Raw genomic sequence first — 16,705 nt, 5'->3', positions numbered from 1 at the left:
GACCGGGCACCTACGATCAACCGATGAGCGGGGACCGGGGTGTGGTGGTGGTCGGGGCGGGCATCGCCGGGGTGGCCTGCGCGGTGGAGCTGGTCCGGGCCGGCGTGCCGGTGCGGGTCCGTGAGCGGGGGCACGTGTGTGGCGGCCGGATGGCCAGCAAGCGGTTCGCAGGTCGCCCCGCCGACATCGGCGCCGCGTACTTCACCGTCAGCGACCCGGACTTCGCCGCCGTGGTCGACCAGTGGCGCGCCGCCGGCCTGGTCCGCGAGTGGACCGACACCTTCCAGTCGTACGACGCGCACGGCCGCCACGACGCGCCCGGCCCGATGCGCTACGCCGCGCCACGCGGGCTGCGGTCGCTTGTCGAACACCTGGCCGGGCCGGTGCCGGTGACCGTCGACCGGCTGGTGCTCACCGTGGAACCCGGGCCCACCGTGGACGGCGAGCGGTTCGACGCGGCCGCCCTGGCGATGCCGGGGACGCAGGCCGCCCTGCTGCTCGACCCGGCCCTGGCCGAGGCCACCCGGGCCGTGCGGGCGCAGTCCTGGTCACCCACGCTGTCCGCGGTGCTGCGGTTCCCGTCCCGGCGCTGGCCGGCCTTCCACGGCGCGTTCGTCAACGACCACCCGGTGCTCAACCTGGTCTGCGACGACGGCGACCGGCGAGGGGACGACGCGCCGGTGCTTGTCGCGCACACCGTGCCGGAGTTCGCCGCCGGGCACCTGGCCCAACCCACCGGCGCCGGCCCGGCGATCGAACAGGCCGTGCGGGACCTGCTCGGGGTGCCCGAGGAGGCGACCGACGTGCACGTGCACCGCTGGACGTACGCGAAGCCGACCGGCGACGCCACCGGCGACACCTGTCACCTCGACGGGGACGGCATCGGCCTGGCCGGCGACGCGTTCGGCAAGCCCCGGGTGCAGAGCGCCTGGCGTTCCGGCCGCGACCTCGGCCGCGCGCTGGCGGCCCGCCTCACCTGACGGCCAGGGCTCAGGCGTGCCCGGCGGCGACGGGCCGGGCGTCGCCGTCGCGTTCGGACGGGTCCCCGGTCCGCTCGCCCTGCCGGTCCAACAACTGCATGACCGGGGTGGCCGCGACCCCGTGCACCACCACCGAGACGAGCACCACCAGCCCGACCGTTGCCCAGAGCAGCTCCGCCTGCGGAAAGTCCGCCTTCGTGGTGGCGTACGCGAGGTAGTAGAACGAGCCCACCCCGCGAATGCCGAACAGCGAGATCACCCAGTGCTCGGCCGGCCGGCCCGGCGCGCCGCGCAGCGACAGCCAGCCGACGACCGGTCGGACCAGGAAGACCAGCATCAGCCCGACGGCCGCCGCCTGCCAGGTCAGCGGTGCCAGCAGGCCGCCCACGATGGCGCCACCCAGCAGCAGTAACAGCACCAGGGTCAGCAACCGCTCGATCTGCTCGGCGAAGTCGTGCAGCACCGAATGGAACTCGTGGGTCCGCTCGGCGGCCCGGATCGCCCGCGCGGCCACGAACACCGCCAGGAAGCCGTACCCGCCTGCCACCTCTACCAGCCCGTACGCCAGGAAGGTGGCGGCCAGCGCCAGGAACCCCTCGGCGTGCCGGGCCAGCCGCAACTGGCTGGGCGCCCGGAAGAACAGCTTGCCGAGCAGCCAACCGATGAGCAGGCCGCCGCCGACACCGACACCGACCTTCCAGAGCACGTCGACGGCGAACCAGTCGGCGAGCCATTCGCGCGGGGCGAGGCTGGTCGAGGCGATGGCGATGGCCGCGTACACGAACGGGAACGCCAACCCGTCGTTGAGGCCGGCCTCGGAGGTCAACGCGAAGCGGACCTCGTCCTCGGAATCCTCCACATCGGTCGGCTCGCCGACCTGCACGTCGGCGGCGAGCACCGGATCGGTCGGGGCCAGCGCGGCGGCCAGCAGCAGCGCCGCCGCCGGCACCAGGCCGGCCCACCACCAACCGAGCAGCGCCACCGCCGCGATGCACAGCGGCATCGCGATGGCCAGCAGTCGCCAGGTCGACGACCAGCGGGCCCAGCTCAACGGACGATCGATCTTCAGGCCGGCGCCCATCAGGGCGACGATCACCCCGATCTCGGTCAGGTGGGTGGCCAGCTCCGGGTGGGCCAGCGGGTCCGGTGTCGGCAGCCCGATCGGCAGCAGGAACACCACCATGCCGAGGACGAGGAACGCTATCGGCATGGACAGTGGGCGGCGCTCCAACACCCGGGGCAGGACGCCCGCCAGCAGAGTTCCCAGGCCCACCAGCGCGAACTCGACGTCGACCACGTCTACCGGGTCCACCGCACCACCCCTTCGCCGCACCCGCGCGGTGCGGGCAGGTGGCCACAGATGCCCCGAACGGCGTGCCGCTATGCGTACGCGCTCACGTCATCCGATGTGACCTATCGGGGCCTGGCGAGCGGTGATTCGGCCAGCCCGGCGAGTAGCGCGGCCGGGTCGTCGTACACCGCCACCGCGCCCGCGCCCGCCAACTCGCCCCGGCTGGTGCCGCCGCAGGTCAGCCCCACGCAGGGGATGTCCAACTTGCCCGCCGCCGCGACGTCCCAGACCGAGTCGCCGACGAAGACGACCCGCTCGGCGGCGAGCCCGGACTGCTCCAGCGCCGCCACCAGGATGTCCGGTGCCGGCTTGCTCTGCCGCGCGTCCGCCGACGAGGTGACGGTGTCGATCACGTCGTCGGCGTCCAGCGCCCGGCGCAGCGCACCGACCTCGTGCTCGGCGGCGGAGGTCGCGAGCACCACCCGTAGCCCCCGCTCGGCGCAGGCGCGCAGCAGGTCCGCCGCTCGGGGCAGCGGCGTGAGCCGTTCCCAGTACTCGGCGTACAGGGTGTCGTGCGCGTCGCGCAGCTTCGGGTCGTCGTCGCGGTCCCGCTCCGGCCCGAGCAGGTGATCGAGGAGCTTGTCCGCGCCCATCCCGATCGAGCGGTGCACGGTCGCCATCGGCACCGGCTGGTCGGCCTGGCGCAACGCCTCCCACCAACTCACCGTGTGTAGGAAGGTGGTGTCGACGAGGGTGCCGTCGACGTCGAAGAGGACTCCGGTGGGTCGTTCGGTAGCCATGGGGGCACTCCTACCCGTCCGGTTGCCGGCTGATTGCTGTGGACCGTGCGGCGCCCGGCCGACCTCAGCGAGGCTCGGCCGGCGAAACGAGGATCTCGAACCAGACCGTGGAACCGCGCACCGACGGGTCGGTGCCCCAGGCGTCGCTGAGCTCCTCGATCAGGCCGAGACCACGACCGCGACTGCTCAACGTGTCGGTGCGCGCCCGGGTCACGGTGCCCCGGGTGCCGGAGTCGGCGACCGAGACCAGCAGCCGTTCCGGGCTGAGGTCGATCTCCACCCGGGCGGCCGTGCCCGCGTGCAGCAGCGCGTTGGTGGTCAGCTCGCTGGTGCACAGCACCGCCGCGCCGATCACCGACTCGGCGACCTGCCACTCGGTGAGCTGACCGGTCATCCAGTGCCGGACCCGGCTCGGCGCGGTCGGCTCCGCCGGAACCTCCATCGCCGCCGAGCGGCTCGGCTGGAGCGCGTGCTCGACCGCCAGCACGGCCACGTCGTCCTCGGTGCCGCCGGGCACCGACGCGGTGGCCACCGCGCAGAGGGCACGGGGATCACTGCTGCCGGCCTTGGCCACGGCATCGCCGAGGGCGTCCAACCCGGCGGTGAGGCTCTGCCGGCGACGCTCCACGACGCCGTCGCTGAACAGCAGCAGCGTGTCGCCCGGGGGGAAGGCGACGGTGGTCGTCGCCGGCCGCCCGCCCAACCCCAGCGGAGGGCCGGCCGGCACGTCCACGTACTCGGCGTACGACCGGCCGTCCGGGGTGCACCGACGGATCAGCGGAGCGGGATGACCGGCGCTGGCGAGGGTCAGCTCCCGCCGCTGCGCGTCGATGACGCCGAACACCACGGTGACGAACAGCTCGTGCGTGCGGGCCTCGGCGCCGAGGCTGGTCACCAGCCGGTCCAGCCCGGCCAGCACCGCGTCCGGCGCCGGGTCGGACAGGGCCAGCGCCCGCAACGCCGCCCGCACCTGGCCCATCCGCGCCGCGGCCTGCACGTCGTGCCCGGCGACGTCGCCGAGCACCACTCCGAGCCCGCCGGTGGGCAGGAGGAAGGCGTCGTAGAAGTCCCCGCCGGCCGCGTTGCCGTCCACCCCCGGGTCGTAGCGGGCAGCGATCCGCAGCCGCGGAAGGTCCGGGAGGTTCTCCGGCAGCATGCTGCGTTGCAGCAGTTGGGCGGTGCCGTGCTGGGTCTCGAACCGGCGGGCCCGCTCGGCCGCCTGGCCGATCAACTCCGCCGAGGCGGCCAGCAGCGCCCGCTCGGCGGCCGACCAGGCGTGCGGCACCTGGTAGCCGACCGTCAACCCCCCCTGGACCACCGAGGTGCCCAGCGGCAGCACGGCAAGCGACCGTACCTTCTGGTCGTGACGGTCCGTGGCCGTCTCGCGCAGCGGCTGCCCGTCTCCGGTGAACGACGGCTCGCCGGAGCGGACGGCCTGCGCCACCGGGCCGGACCAGTCCGCCGACGCCCGCCGCCACAGCGGTGGCAACCGCTCGTCTACCTCGTCCAGCAGTTCACCGCGTACCCGGCGGACCATCCGCCAACCACCGCCGCCCTCGTCGACCACGAACGAGACCCGGTCGGCGTCGAACGTGGTGATCGTGTAGCGCAGGGCGACCCGGGCCACGTCGTCGAGGGTGAGGGTGCCGGCGAGCGCCGCCGCGACCTGGCTGAGGCTCTGCAACTGCTCGGCCACGTGGGTTGTCTCGGCGGCGACGGTCAGGACGCCGATGATCCGGCCGGAGCCGTCGCGGACGGCCGAGTGGCCCCTGGTGAAGACCATCTGCTCGGCCACGCCGGAGTGCCCACGGGCCACGAGAGCCGTGGACTCCTTCTCCAGGAACGACACGCCCTCCCGGTAGACGCGCTCGGCCACCTCACCGAACCCGGGCAGCGTCCAGACCTCGGCGTGCACCTCGCCGGCGGGACGGCCCAGAGCGGACGGGTGGCGGAAACCCAGCAACTCGGCGTAGCCGTCGTTGTAGAGCAGGATGTGGTCGTCGCCGTACGCCAGTGCCATCGGCATCGGCGAGGCGAGCAACAGCTCGACCACGGCCCGCAGCGCCGGGTCCCAGCTGTCACGAGGGCCCAGCGCAGTGGCTGCCCAGTCGTGGGCGAGCACGGCAGCGGTCGCGCCGGGCCCGGTGGTTGCGCCCGGGACCGGGGTTGCTGGCGTGGGGACTCGCCCGACCGTTCCTGGCATGTTCGCAGCCTAGTCGCCCGCCGGACAGCTGCATCTGATCATGGCGGCGGGTCGCCACCAGGTCTGGAGCCGTGCCTGTCCGGGCTGGTCAGGACCACTGTCGGTCGACTTGTCGGAAAAATGGCTGCGAGCCGCTCGGACTGCCGCACCGGTGACCGGGTATGCGCCCGTCGCAGTCCATGCGACAGGAGGGACATCATGCTGAAAACCCTCGCGGTTCGGCAGGCCGACATTGGCGATGCCATCGCCGACACGTGGAGGTCGGTGCTGCTCTTCATCCCGAAGGCAGTGGCCTTCATCGTCATCCTCGTGATCGGCTGGCTCATCGCCCGAGCGGTCCTCAAGATCGTGGACACGGTGCTGGAACGGTTGCGGTTCGACGAAGCGGTCGAACGCGGAGGCATCAAACGGGCACTGGAGAGAACGAAGTACGACGCCAGCGACATCCTGGCCAGGCTGGCCTACTACGCGGTCCTGCTGTTCACCCTGCAGTTCGCCTTCGGCGTCTGGGGGCCCAACGCGATCAGTGACCTGATCAGGGGCGTGGTGGCCTGGCTGCCACGGGCGTTCGTCGCGATCATCGTCGTGGTGGTGGCAGCCGCGATCGCCAACGCCGTCCGGGATCTGGTCACCGGGGCGCTGGGCGGTCTCTCGTACGGCAAGGTCCTGGCCGACCTGACGGCGATCTTCATCATCGCGCTCGGCGTGATCGCCGCGCTGAACCAGGTGGGTATCGCCACCACGGTCACCACACCGGTGTTGATCGCGGTGCTCGCCACGGTGGCCGGCATCCTGATCGTCGGTGTCGGTGGCGGTCTGGTGAAACCGATGCAGAACCGCTGGGACGGCTGGCTGCACCGGGCGGCCGAGGAAGCCCGGGCGGTGCAGGAGAACCGGCGGGCCACCGCTGCCGGGCGCGGCGACATGGAGCGGCAGATGGCCGACCGTGGCGGCGAGCGCACCCAGAACATGCCCCGGGTCGACGAGCAGTCGACGATGTCCGGTGGGCGCGGCACGTACCAGTCCGGTGCGGCCGACGAAACTCAGCAGTACCGCCCGTAGCGGGGCGAACCAGAACGGATCGCCAGGAGAGGGTGTCCGCGTTGTGGCGCGGGCGCCCTCTCGCGTGTGCTGCCGCCGCCCGACGCTCTCAGGCGCCCTGGAGCGAGCGGGCCAGCGCGCAGACCGCGACCAACCGGGTGAGCGGCCATTCCGGCTCGCTCCAGTCCACCGGGCCGGTCGGCGGCACCCATCCGTGCTCGTACGCGGCCGTGCGGACGCCCTCGGCGTAGCCGGCGAGCGCCGCGGCGGTCAGCGGCCGGCGGTCCCCGTCGAGGCTGTCCCGAACGGCGGCCGCGTGCTGGTCGACCAGGGCGAGCAGCCCGGGTCGCACGGCCGCGGCGGCCAGCCCGGCGGTGCCCACGGAGACGGTGAGGGCGGCCAGGCTCGACTGCGCCGAGTCGACGGCGGTACGGGAGGCGACCCGGCTGAACGGCACACGCATGGTGACCGAGGCTAACCGATCGGTGAGCGGATCGGCTTCGTCCACTCGGCGGGTGTGGGTGGTGCCACCGGACGACTCGGGGTTGGCCGCGAGGGTTGATCCGGCACAGACGGGGCAGCAGGAGAGGCAGGGCGCAGGAGGGCACACGGAGGTACCGATGGGGGAGCAGGTGGACGGGCCGGATGAGCAGCACCGACGGCCGGCGGGGGTGAGCGACGCGACGGTGGCCGCGCTCGGCAAGCTCAGCGAGGCGCTGGAATGCGTGGAACGGGCCCGGGGGCACCTGTACTCGTTGCACCAGTTGATCGGGCACGCCGACCTGATGCTCGACGACGCGGTGGAGCGGTTCCGTGCCGCCGGGCACCCACGGATCGCCGAGCGGATCGACACCGAGCTGCTGGGCCGCAACGTGATCGCCGGCCGGTGGACGTTCCAGATCGTCGAGGACTTCGACGACGGCTACCACGCACTGTTTCGGGAGCTGGACCAGCAGGCCCGCGACGAACTGGTGGGCGGACGGCGGCACCTGTACGAGGCGGAGATGAAGGAGCACCGCCGTAGCCGGGGCCGGCCGGGGCACGAGGCCCGACCGGCCGGCGAGGGTTAGTCGCCGGCGGTGGCGTCGGCCGGTCGGCGGCGGGCCGCGTCGTCGGCGATGATCACGGTCGCCACCATGATCGCGACGCAGACGCTGAACAGCCACGACTCGTCGGAGACGAGCCAGGCCGACACGGGCGCCTGCAGTGCGGCGAGCAGGAAGCCGAGCCAGGCGAGGCGGCGCTGACGCGTGGAGAGGATTCCGGTGCCTTGATGCATCCCGAAAGTCTGACGCGAACCGACCGCCTTGCCGTCACCCGATCGGCCGATTCTGGATGAGCTGTCCGCTTTCTCGACCGTTCGGACGGCACTTCCTGTCGCGTCCGGTGGCCGCCTGGCCTCGGCACTAAACTGCCGCTGCGGCAGGATGGTGTCTCGTGACCGCGCCCACGCCGCCCCGCGCCTCGCTGCTCCTGCTGGCCTACCTCGGGTTCGTCAGCCTCGGCCTGCCCGACGGGCTGCTCGGGGTCGGCTGGCCGTCGATCCGCACGGAGTTCGGCGTACCGACCGGGGCGGTCGGGCTGTTGCTCACCGCGGGCACCGTCGGCTACCTCACCTCCAGCGTGCTCGCCGGGTTCACGCTGGCCCGCCTCGGCGTGGGCGCGCTGCTCGCCGGCAGCACCCTGCTGGCCAGCCTGGCGCTGACCGGCTACGCCCTGAGCCCCACCATGGCCGTGATCGTGGGTTGCGCGCTGCTGCTCGGGCTGGGCTCCGGGGCGATCGACTCCGGGCTCAACGCGTACGCCGCCGGAGCCTTCGGCCCGCGCCACATGAACTGGCTGCACGCCTTCTTCGGACTGGGCGTGGCGATCGGACCGCTGGTCATGACCGGCGTGCTGAGCGCCGGGCTGAGCTGGCGGTGGGGGTACGGCATCGTGGCCGCCGCCCAACTCGTCCTCGCCACCGCGTTCGCGCTCACCGTGCGGGCCTGGCAGCGCCGCGACCCGGTCCCCGCGCCGGGCGGCGAGACGTCGGCCGCCACGCCAAAGGCACCGGTCCCGATCCTGGCGACGCTGCGTCTGCCGGCGGTCTGGTCGGGAACGCTCGCCTTCACGCTCTACGTGGCCATCGAGGTGTCCGCCGGACTGTGGGCGTTCCTGCTGCTGACCGAGGGGCGTGGCCTGAGCGCGGCCGTGGCCGGCGGCTGCGTCTCCGCGTACTGGGGCAGCCTGTTCGTTGGCCGCGTGGTGCAGGGCGTGGTGGCCGAGCGGTTGGGGCCCCGGCTGGTGTTGCGGGCCAGCCTGGCCGGCATGGCCGCGGGCGCGGCGCTGATCGCCGTACCGGGGCCGGCCGCGCTCGCCGTGCTCGGCCTGGTCGTGGTCGGCTTCGCCGCCGCGCCGGTGTTTCCGCTGCTCACCCTCACCACCGCCGAGCGGGTCGGCGCGGCCCACGCCGACCGTGCCATCGGCCTGCAGATCGGCGCCGCCGGGCTGGGCGGAGCGCTTGTCCCGGCCGGGCTCGGCATGCTGATCGGCGCCACGTCGGTGCAGGTCCTCGGCCCGGCGCTGGTGGTGCTCGCGCTGGCGCTGGTCGTGCTCTACGAGCTGGGCGCCCGCCGGCCCGATGCGGGGGCCGGCGGGGAGCACACCGCAGCGGGTACGCCCGGTGCCGATGCGCCCGCCCAGTCCAGGGCTGGTACGCCCAGCGGGGACTATCCGGTGTCCGGGCCGGTGCGGCCGGTGGTCGACGGACGGTAGGCGCGCTCCGGGTCGGTCGGTACCCGCCCGGCGCCCTCGGCCTGACCGCCACGATCCGCCGCCGCGGGCCCGTGCCCGAACGCGGCCTCCTCACCGGCGTCGTTGCCTGTCACGTCGTCGGCCTGCCCGTCGATGCTGGAGCCCGCCACGGCGCGCTCCAACTCCTCCAGTGGGAGTCGTTCCTCGTCCCGCCACACCCTGTCGTCCGTCATGACATCAGCCGTACCCGGGCGCGATGATCGCAAACGGTCGTGACCGGCCGGAGAGACGGCGATGGCCGCCGGGAACCCCGGCGGCCATCGCGCGAACGCAGCTCACGATCACGGCTGCGGTCGGTCCACCGTCCCGCGCCAGGCGCCGGTCTCCTGACCGCGCCGCTCGATGTACGTCTTGAACCGCTCCAGGTCGCCCTTGGCCCGCCGGTCGACGATGCCGAGCTTGTCGCCGGCCTGCTCGACCACCCCGTGCGGCTCGAACTCGAGCTGCAGGGTGACCCGGGTCTTGTCCTCGTCGAGCCGGTGGAAGGTCACCACACCGGCCTGCTGCGTGCCACCGGTGGAACGCCACGCGACCCGCTCGTCGGGGAGCTGCTCGGTGATCTCGGCGTCGAACTCGCGCTTCACACCGGCGATGTCCACCGTCCAGTGGGTCATCGTGTCGGAGAGCTGCCGAACCTCCCGCACACCCTCCATGAAGTGGGGGAACTCCTCGAACTGCGTCCACTGGTCGTAGGCGGTGCGGACGGGTACGGAAACCTCGACGTGCTCGGTAACGCCACTCATCTCAGGAACCTCCTTCGGTCGCCGGTTGTCGTCAGGATCGGGGGGCGATCCCTCTCACCAGCGGGTTGTCTCGTTCTTGTGCCCGAGCGCGGCCCAGACCTCGGAGACCGTCTGGTACTCGGTGCCGTCGGGCAGCCGCTCCAGCGCCGCCACGATGTCGTCCGGCGCATCGTTCTCGCGGGCGCTGGCGATGAGCACCAGCCGGTCGCCCGGCAGCGCGCTCATCGAGATGAACCGGCCGAGCCGGCTGCGCTGCTCGACGTCGGCGGAACTCATCCCCTGTGGGGTGCCCGTGCGCAGGTCGCCGGCCTGGGCCGTGGTGGTCTCCGGCTGGTCCTCGCCGGCCGGTTCCGGCACCCGGGACTCGTCGACCCGAGAGCCACCGGTCCCCGGCCCCTGAACGAGGCCGCTGACCTCCTGGCTCATCTGCTCGTCGATCCTCGGTCCGTGCTTGCTGTTGCCACGCTCCATGCCTTCTGCGCTACCCGGCACCCCGGCGGGTAAACCGGCACGGAGCCACGAACCGTCGTCCGGGCCGGCCGCGAACCGGACATCCGGTCGGAGCCGCGGTCAGGAGTCGGCCGGGCTGCGCGGCGGCAGCACCGGCTCCTCCGGGTCGGGGTCGCCGGCCTGCAACCGCCGGCCCCGCTGCACCTCGGCGTTGATCTGCACGCCCAGCATCAGGGCCGAGTTGGACAGGTAGAGCCACACCAGGAACGCGATGGCCGCGCCCAGGCTGCCGTAGGTCGTGTCGTACGAGCCGAAGTTGGCCACGTAGAGGCCGAAGCCGACGGACACCGCCGCCCAGGCGAGCAGGGCGACCGCCCCGCCGGGGGTGAGCCAGCGGAACCGGGGCTGGCGCACGTTCGGGGCGATCCAGAACAGCAGGGACAGCAACACCATCATGATCATGGCGAGCACCGGCCACTTCGCCACGCTCCACACCGTGCGGGCCAGGCCACCGGCGTTGATCAGGTCGCCGACCGCGTCGGTGACCGGGCCGCTGACGATCAGCCCGAGCGCGACCACCGCGAGCAGCACCAGCGTGATCGCGGCCAGGCCGATCTGCAACGGTCGCAGCCTCCAGACCGGCCGGCCCTCGGTCACCCCGTAGATCGCGTTCGAGGCGCGGGTGAACGCGCCGATGAAACCCGACGCCGACCAGAGCGCGCCCAGCAGACCGAAGCTCAACAGCACCTTCGCGTTGCTCTGCTCGACCACCACGGCCCGGATCACCCCGACCACGCCGTCGTCGGCCACCACCGACCCGGCGCCGATCTGCTCGGCCAGGTCGACCACCGTGTCGACGGTCTGCTCGCCGCTGGACACCAGGCCGACCAGGGCCACCACCACGATGGCGGACGGAAAGAGCGCCAGCACGCCGTAGTAGGTCAGCGCGGCGGCCCAGTCCGAGCAGTTGTCGGTGACGAAGTTGCGCACGCTGCGGACCAGCACCCCCCGCCAGGTCCGCCAGCTCAGCTGCCGAATCCGCCGGGGCACCCGGCCGCCGGGTCCGCCGTCGATCGCCGTACCGGGCTCCGTGGTCGTCATGCCCGCTCCCTGTGCCCCCGGCCGCCGGATGACCGATCATCCGGTCGAGCCTGGCCCGGCCGGTACCCGCGGCGGGAAATCGACAAACCCGCCCGCGCCGTACCGTCGCCGTCTACGGTTTGCCGCCCCGCCAGCGGGGAACGGTCACGGTGACCCTGTCCACACGGAGGAGGACGAGATGCCCGGGCGCGAGGACATGCCCAGCACGCTGCGACGCTCCCCGGATAAGGCGCAGCGCACCTGGGAGAAGACGCACGACTCGGCGGTGCAGACCTACGGCGAGGGGGAGCGGTCGCACCGCACCGCCTTCGCCGCGGTGAAGCACGAGTTCGAGAAGGTGGGCGACCACTGGGAGCCCAAGGGCCGCAAGGGCCCGAGTGACCAGCAGGCCGCCGGCGGCGGACCGGAGCGGCGGGCACCCACGGCGGGTGGGGTGGACGCCAACGCCACCAAGGACCACCTGCTGTCGGTGGCGCGCAAGCTGGACGTTGCCGGCCGCTCCAGCATGACCAAGCCGGAACTGGTCAAGGCGATCGAGAAGGCCAACGACCGGGCCACCCGCAGGGCCCGCGGCGACTGACGCCGGCAGACAGACACCGACGCGGTACGGGCGGACGCGGCGCGTCCGCCCGTACCCCGTTCACCAGTGCCCGCCGCCCGGCGCCTCGATGTGCACCGCCTTCGTGGCGGTGAACTCGTCCAGCAGTTCCGGGCCGTACCCGAAGCCCTGTCCACTGGCCCGGCGCGGATGCGCGGCGCCACCCGGTGCGCCCCCGAACACCGCGTTGATCTTGACGGTGCCGACCGGCAGCTCCCGCCAGGCGCGCTGTGCGTGACTCATCGAGGGGGTCAACACGGTGGCGGCCAGCCCGTACGGGGAGTCCGCGGCGCAGCGCAACGCCTCGTCGAACGAGTCGACGACCACCACCGGGGCGACCGGGCCGAAGGTCTCCTCCCGCACCAGCGGCATGTCGTGCCGGCAGTCGGTGACCACCGTGGCCGGATAGAACGCCCCCGGCCCGTCCGGCACCGCACCGCCGACGAGGACCCGTGCGCCGTCGGCCACGGCCGCCGTCACCTGACCGTGCACGTGGTCGCGGTGCCGTCTGTCGACCAACGGGCCCAGCTCGGTGCCCGGGTCCCGGCCCGGCCCTACCCGCAGCGCGTCAGCGTGCCCCACGAGCGCTGCCACGAAATCCTCGGCAACCTGCCGGTGCACGTAGATCCGCTCCACAGCCACGCAGATCTGCCCGGCGTTGGCGAACGCGCCGAGCGCGGCCTGACCGGCCGCCCACAGCGGGTCGACGTCCGCGTCGACGATCAACGGGTCGCTGCCACCGTTCTCCAGCAGCACCTTCGCACCGGTGCGGGCCGCGGCGGCGGCGATCGAGCGCCCGGTGGCGGTGGAACCGACGTGCGCGACCACGTCGACGTCCTGGGCGGCCAGGGCCGCACCGACCTCCGGGCCGCCGGTGAGCAGCGACAGCACACCCGCGGGCAGCGCCTCGTCCAGGGCGCGGGCCAGCAGCCAGCCGGTCGCGGGCGTCCGCTCACTGGGTTTGTAGAGCACCACGTTGCCGGTGACCAGGGCCGCGCCGAGCAGCCCGCAGGACACCGCCACCGGGTCGTTCCAGGGGGTTATCGCGGCCACCACACCCCGTGGCTGCGGGGTCATGAAGTCCACCGCGTCCGCGCCGCCGTTCAGTGTCCGCCCGCCGCGCAGCGGTGCCAGCTCCGCGTACTGTCGCAGGGTGCCGATGCCCGCCTCGACCCCGCCCCGGGCGTCCGCGAGGGGCTTGCCCATCTCCGCGGTCACCGCCGCCGCTAACTCGTCGATGACCGCCGCCACCGCGTCCGCCGCCCGGTGCAACGCCGCCGCCCGCGCGGCCGGCGCGGTCGCCGCCCACTCGGCGGCCGTCTCCCGCGCCGCCTGCGCCGCCTTACCGACCTCGTCGGCCGTCGCCACCGGCACCGAGGTGACCGGCGAGCCGTCCGCCGGATCGTGGACGACCAGCTCGCCGCCCGCACCGCCCGCGCCCCACACCCCGCCCACCAACTGCGCAACCGTGTACATGCGGCGCTGCATGCCCCGGCCCCGGCCCGGCAAACGCGTTTCGCCCGGTTGCGCGCCGGGTAGGCGGATCCGATGACAACCACCGGCGCGCAGAACGCGGACGCCGTCGTCGTCGGGGCCGGGCACAACGGCCTCGTCGCGGCCAACCTGCTCGCCGACGCCGGCTGGGACGTGGTGGTGCTGGAGGCGACCTCGGTCCCCGGCGGCGCGGTCCAGTCCGCCGAGGTGACCGCGCCCGGCTACCTCAGCGACCTCTACAGCTCGTTCTACCCCCTCGGGTACGCCTCGCCCGTCCTGCGCGGGCTCGACCTGGGCCGGCACGGGCTGCGCTGGCGGCACGCCCCGGACGTGTTGGCGCACCTGCTGCCCGACGGCCGGGCCGCGGTGATCAATCGGGATCCGGACGTCACGGCCGCCTCGCTGGAGCAGTTCGCCCCCGGCGACGGCAAGCGCTGGCTCAACGCGTACTCCGACTGGCTCGACGTGGCCGAGCCGATGCTGACCTCCATCACCACGCCGTTCCCGCCGGTGCGCGGTGGGCTCGGCCTGCTGCGCCAGCTGCGGATCGCGGGCGCCCTGCGGCTGGCCCGGCGCCTGGTGGTGCCGGTCCGCAAGCTCGGCGACGAACTCTTCGACGGCCCCGGCGGGCCGGCGCTGCTCGCCGGCTGCGCCCTGCACACCGACCTGTCCCCCGAGGAGGCCGGGTCCGGCGTGTACGGCTGGCTGCTGGCCATGCTCGGGCAGCAGGTCGGCTGGCCGGTGCCCGACGGCGGCGCGCGGCAGATCACCAACGCGCTGGTGGCCCGGCTACAGCACCGCGGTGGACGCATCCTCTACGGCGCCCGCGTCGACCGGGTGCTCACCGCCCGGGGCCGGGCCATGGGGGTGCGCACCGACGGCGGCACGCTGTGGCGGGCCCGCCGGGCGGTCCTCGCCGACGTGCCGGCGCCGGCGCTCTACCTCGACCTCGTCGGTGCGGCGATGCTGCCGTCGCGGCTGGTGGAGGACCTGGCGCATTTCCGGTGGGACGGCTCGACGCTGAAGGTGGACTGGGCGCTCTCCGCGCCGGTGCCGTGGACCAACCGGCAGATCGCCGGCGCCGGCACCGTGCACCTCGGCGCGGACCTCGACGGGTTGACCTCCTACGCCGGTGAGCTGGCCCGCGGCGAGCTGCCCCGGGACCCGTTCCTGCTGGTCGGGCAGATGTCCGTGGCCGATCCCAGCCACTCCCCGCCGGGCACCGAGTCGCTCTGGGCGTACACCCACCTGCCGTTCCGCCGGGACTGGCGGGCCGAGGACATCGCCGGGCACGTGCAGCGGATGGAGGACGTCCTGGAGGCGGCGGCCCCGGGCTTCCGGCAGCTCGTCGTCGGCCGGCACGTGGCCGGCCCCGCGGACCTGGAGAGGGGCAACCCGAGCCTGGTCGGCGGGGCGCTCGGCGGCGGCACCGCGGCCGCGTACCAGCAGCTGTTCCTGCGCCCGATCCCCGGTCTGGGCCGGGCGGACACGCCGGTGGACCGGCTCTTCCTGGCCAGCGCGTCGGCGCACCCCGGCGGCGGGGTGCACGGCGCGCCGGGCGCGAACGCCGCCCGCGCGGCGCTGGCGCGCGACCGTGCCCTCACCGGGCGGGCGTACGCTGCCGCCATCGCCACCGCCCACCGCGCCGTCTATCCCGACTGACCCGGCCGGCCCGCCGCGCGGGCCGGCCGGGCGTCGGTCAGCCGGTGATGTTGCGGTGCTTGCTGCGCAGCTTGAACGGCATCAGCGCGCTCTCGACCTTGGTCGCGGTGGTCATCTTCGACTCGCCGTCGCGCCGCTCCTCGAAGCGGATCGGCACCTCCAGGATGGTGTGCCCGAGCTTCGTGGCCAGGTAGTGCATCTCCACCTGGAAGCTGTAGCCGTTGGACTGCACCCGCTCCAGGCCGATGTCCCGCAGCGCGTCGGCCCGCCAGATCTTGAAGCCGGCGGTCAGGTCCCGGATGCGTACCCGCAGCAGGGTGTGCACGTAGAGGTTCGCCCAGCCGCTGAGGGCCCGACGGTAGAGCGGCCAGTTCTCGTCCAGCTCGCCGCCGGGCACGTAGCGGGAACCGATCACCACGCTGGCCTGGGTGGAGAGCAGCGCGCCCAGCATCCCCGGCAGCGCCGCCGGCGGGTGCGACAGATCCGCGTCCATCTGCGCCACGAACTCGGCGCCGCCCTCGATCGCCCGGGTCATCCCGGCGACGTACGCCCGACCCAGGCCCTCCTTGCCGGCCCGGTGCATCACCTCGATGCGCTCCGGGTGCTCGATGGCCAGCTTGTCGGCCACGTCGCCGGTGCCGTCGGGGGAGTTGTCGTCGGCGACGAGGATGCGCAGGCCCGGCAGCGGCAGTGCGAGCAGCCGCTCGACCAGCGCCGGGAGGTTGCCCGCCTCGTTGTAGGTGGGCACCACGACAGTCAGGTGTGCGTCTCGCCACGGCGACGGCAACTGGACGGGCTCGATCATGTCGGACATCCTCGGTTTGCGGACACGGCTACCTCAGAGGGTAGCCAGTTGCCCGATCCGGATTGAAAAGGCTCCCCGTCCGGAGGCCGCTGGGCTGGCCGCAGGGCGTGGCGCGCACGCCCGGCGCCACGACGGTCCGCGTCACCGCGGCCCCTTCTGCCGCGTGGCGATGTCGGAGAGCCGGTTGAGTGTCTCCCGGTTGCGCAGGTGCAGCACCAGGTCGTTGACCTTGGTGCGGACCCAGCGCAGCGGCCCGGCGGCGAAATCCTCCCCGATACGCACGCGGGTGGAGCCTCCGTCGACCGGTTCCAGGGTGAACGCCACGATCGCCTCGCCGGCCGGCCAGAGCCCGGCCCGCAGCACCAGCCGGTGCGGTGGCTCGCAGACCAGCACCGTCGAGGCGTCCTGCAACGAGAGCGGCCACGGCCCGGCCCGGTGGTGCAGTCGACTGCCCACCCGGGGCCAGGCGTCGTCCACGTCGCGGACGTGCGCCGTCCCGACCACCCAGTCGCTGTACGTCCACCCGTCGGCCAGCACGTCGAACACCTGCTGCGGGGAAGCCTCGATCACTTTCTCCACTATCGCCACTGTGCTCCCATACCCGCGCCTTTGCGAGGGCTAACAGGGGCGTTGGGTTAGCTTCTCTTCGGCTGTGGGTAAGGCCGACGCGGGGCACCGCTGGCGGCGCTGGCCCACGGCGCCGACGACGACGTTTACTCCTCGGGGCGCAGGGAACCCGCC

Annotated in this window: 18 protein-coding genes; 6 read left to right on the top strand and 12 right to left on the bottom strand. The window is 73.4% G+C overall.

Features of this window, described 5'->3' with window-relative positions:
• Window positions 1–41: 41 nt before the first annotated feature.
• Window positions 42–980 carry an FAD-dependent oxidoreductase gene (locus ABZ780_RS24850; protein ID WP_357006813.1) on the top strand — a complete coding sequence of 313 codons (939 nt, stop codon included), beginning with the start codon at window positions 42–44 and terminating at the stop codon, window positions 978–980.
• Window positions 981–990: 10 nt separating this feature from the next.
• On the opposite strand, the gene ABZ780_RS24845 is transcribed toward ABZ780_RS24850, so the two are convergent.
• The 3 genes from ABZ780_RS24845 to ABZ780_RS24835 all read right to left on the bottom strand — a co-directional run bounded on the left by ABZ780_RS24845 (window position 991) and on the right by ABZ780_RS24835 (window position 5,274).
• Entirely contained in the window at window positions 991–2,292 is a 1,302-nt protein-coding gene (locus tag ABZ780_RS24845; protein WP_357006190.1) for a cation:proton antiporter, read from the bottom strand.
• Between the two features lie 101 nt (window positions 2,293–2,393).
• Entirely contained in the window at window positions 2,394–3,071 is a 678-nt protein-coding gene (locus tag ABZ780_RS24840; RefSeq protein WP_357006193.1) for an HAD family hydrolase, read from the bottom strand.
• 64 nt (window positions 3,072–3,135) lie between these two features.
• Window positions 3,136–5,274 (bottom strand): SpoIIE family protein phosphatase, encoded by a 2,139-nt coding sequence (locus ABZ780_RS24835; RefSeq protein WP_357487649.1) that lies wholly within the window; start codon window positions 5,272–5,274, stop codon window positions 3,136–3,138.
• A 198-nt stretch (window positions 5,275–5,472) separates the two neighbouring features.
• Between ABZ780_RS24835 and ABZ780_RS24830 the strand changes: the two genes are divergently transcribed.
• Window positions 5,473–6,336 carry a hypothetical protein gene (locus tag ABZ780_RS24830; RefSeq protein ID WP_357487648.1) on the top strand — a complete coding sequence of 288 codons (864 nt, stop codon included), beginning with the start codon at window positions 5,473–5,475 and terminating at the stop codon, window positions 6,334–6,336.
• Window positions 6,337–6,424: 88 nt separating this feature from the next.
• Here the strand turns inward: ABZ780_RS24830 and ABZ780_RS24825 are convergent, their stop codons facing one another.
• Window positions 6,425–6,778 (bottom strand): DUF6401 family natural product biosynthesis protein, encoded by a 354-nt coding sequence (locus ABZ780_RS24825; RefSeq protein ID WP_357487647.1) that lies wholly within the window; start codon window positions 6,776–6,778, stop codon window positions 6,425–6,427.
• Window positions 6,779–6,935: 157 nt separating this feature from the next.
• Here ABZ780_RS24825 and ABZ780_RS24820 point away from each other — a divergent pair, with 157 nt between their 5' ends.
• Window positions 6,936–7,385, top strand: coding sequence for a hypothetical protein (locus ABZ780_RS24820; protein WP_357006201.1), 450 nt, complete (start codon window positions 6,936–6,938; stop codon window positions 7,383–7,385).
• Here the strand turns inward: ABZ780_RS24820 and ABZ780_RS24815 are convergent.
• Window positions 7,382–7,594, bottom strand: a complete 213-nt coding sequence (locus tag ABZ780_RS24815) for a hypothetical protein (protein ID WP_357006203.1) — start codon at window positions 7,592–7,594, stop codon at window positions 7,382–7,384. The genes ABZ780_RS24820 and ABZ780_RS24815 overlap by 4 nt on opposite strands.
• Window positions 7,595–7,752: 158 nt before the next feature.
• Between ABZ780_RS24815 and ABZ780_RS24810 the strand changes: the two genes are divergently transcribed.
• On the top strand, window positions 7,753–9,072 hold the full coding sequence (locus ABZ780_RS24810) for an MFS transporter (RefSeq protein ID WP_357487646.1): 1,320 nt from the start codon (window positions 7,753–7,755) through the stop codon (window positions 9,070–9,072).
• On the opposite strand, the gene ABZ780_RS24805 is transcribed toward ABZ780_RS24810, so the two are convergent.
• From ABZ780_RS24805 to ABZ780_RS24790, 4 genes are all read right to left on the bottom strand, one after another.
• Window positions 9,027–9,284, bottom strand: a complete 258-nt coding sequence (locus ABZ780_RS24805) for a hypothetical protein (RefSeq protein ID WP_357006207.1) — start codon at window positions 9,282–9,284, stop codon at window positions 9,027–9,029. The genes ABZ780_RS24810 and ABZ780_RS24805 overlap by 46 nt on opposite strands.
• A 108-nt stretch (window positions 9,285–9,392) precedes the next feature.
• On the bottom strand, window positions 9,393–9,854 hold the full coding sequence (locus ABZ780_RS24800) for an SRPBCC family protein (protein ID WP_357006210.1): 462 nt from the start codon (window positions 9,852–9,854) through the stop codon (window positions 9,393–9,395).
• Between the two features lie 54 nt (window positions 9,855–9,908).
• On the bottom strand, window positions 9,909–10,325 hold the full coding sequence (locus ABZ780_RS24795; protein WP_357487645.1) for a DUF2795 domain-containing protein: 417 nt from the start codon (window positions 10,323–10,325) through the stop codon (window positions 9,909–9,911).
• Window positions 10,326–10,424: 99 nt separating this feature from the next.
• Window positions 10,425–11,405 carry a YihY/virulence factor BrkB family protein gene (locus ABZ780_RS24790; RefSeq protein ID WP_357487644.1) on the bottom strand — a complete coding sequence of 327 codons (981 nt, stop codon included), beginning with the start codon at window positions 11,403–11,405 and terminating at the stop codon, window positions 10,425–10,427.
• Between the two features lie 178 nt (window positions 11,406–11,583).
• Between ABZ780_RS24790 and ABZ780_RS24785 the strand changes: the two genes are divergently transcribed.
• Window positions 11,584–11,985 (top strand): ChaB family protein, encoded by a 402-nt coding sequence (locus ABZ780_RS24785; protein ID WP_357487643.1) that lies wholly within the window; start codon window positions 11,584–11,586, stop codon window positions 11,983–11,985.
• Window positions 11,986–12,045: 60 nt separating this feature from the next.
• On the opposite strand, the gene ABZ780_RS24780 is transcribed toward ABZ780_RS24785, so the two are convergent.
• Window positions 12,046–13,479 (bottom strand): aldehyde dehydrogenase family protein, encoded by a 1,434-nt coding sequence (locus ABZ780_RS24780; RefSeq protein WP_357487642.1) that lies wholly within the window; start codon window positions 13,477–13,479, stop codon window positions 12,046–12,048.
• A gap of 72 nt (window positions 13,480–13,551) precedes the next feature.
• Between ABZ780_RS24780 and ABZ780_RS24775 the strand changes: the two genes are divergently transcribed.
• The gene (locus tag ABZ780_RS24775) at window positions 13,552–15,159 is read left to right on the top strand and encodes an NAD(P)/FAD-dependent oxidoreductase (protein WP_357487641.1); all 1,608 of its coding nucleotides are present in this window, start codon (window positions 13,552–13,554) and stop codon (window positions 15,157–15,159) included.
• A gap of 37 nt (window positions 15,160–15,196) precedes the next feature.
• Here the strand turns inward: ABZ780_RS24775 and ABZ780_RS24770 are convergent, their stop codons facing one another.
• Both ABZ780_RS24770 and ABZ780_RS24765 read right to left on the bottom strand, forming a co-directional pair.
• Window positions 15,197–15,964 (bottom strand): polyprenol monophosphomannose synthase, encoded by a 768-nt coding sequence (locus ABZ780_RS24770; protein ID WP_357006228.1) that lies wholly within the window; start codon window positions 15,962–15,964, stop codon window positions 15,197–15,199.
• A gap of 141 nt (window positions 15,965–16,105) precedes the next feature.
• Window positions 16,106–16,552: an SRPBCC family protein gene (locus ABZ780_RS24765; protein ID WP_357006231.1), complete on the bottom strand. Its 447-nt coding sequence runs from the start codon at window positions 16,550–16,552 to the stop codon at window positions 16,106–16,108.
• Window positions 16,553–16,705: the final 153 nt, after the last annotated feature.

It is taken from the genome of Micromonospora sp. NPDC047467 (assembly GCF_040643095.1).
Taxonomy (GTDB): Bacteria; Actinomycetota; Actinomycetes; order Mycobacteriales; family Micromonosporaceae; genus Micromonospora.
This window is presented reverse-complemented; position numbering and strand designations above follow the sequence as displayed.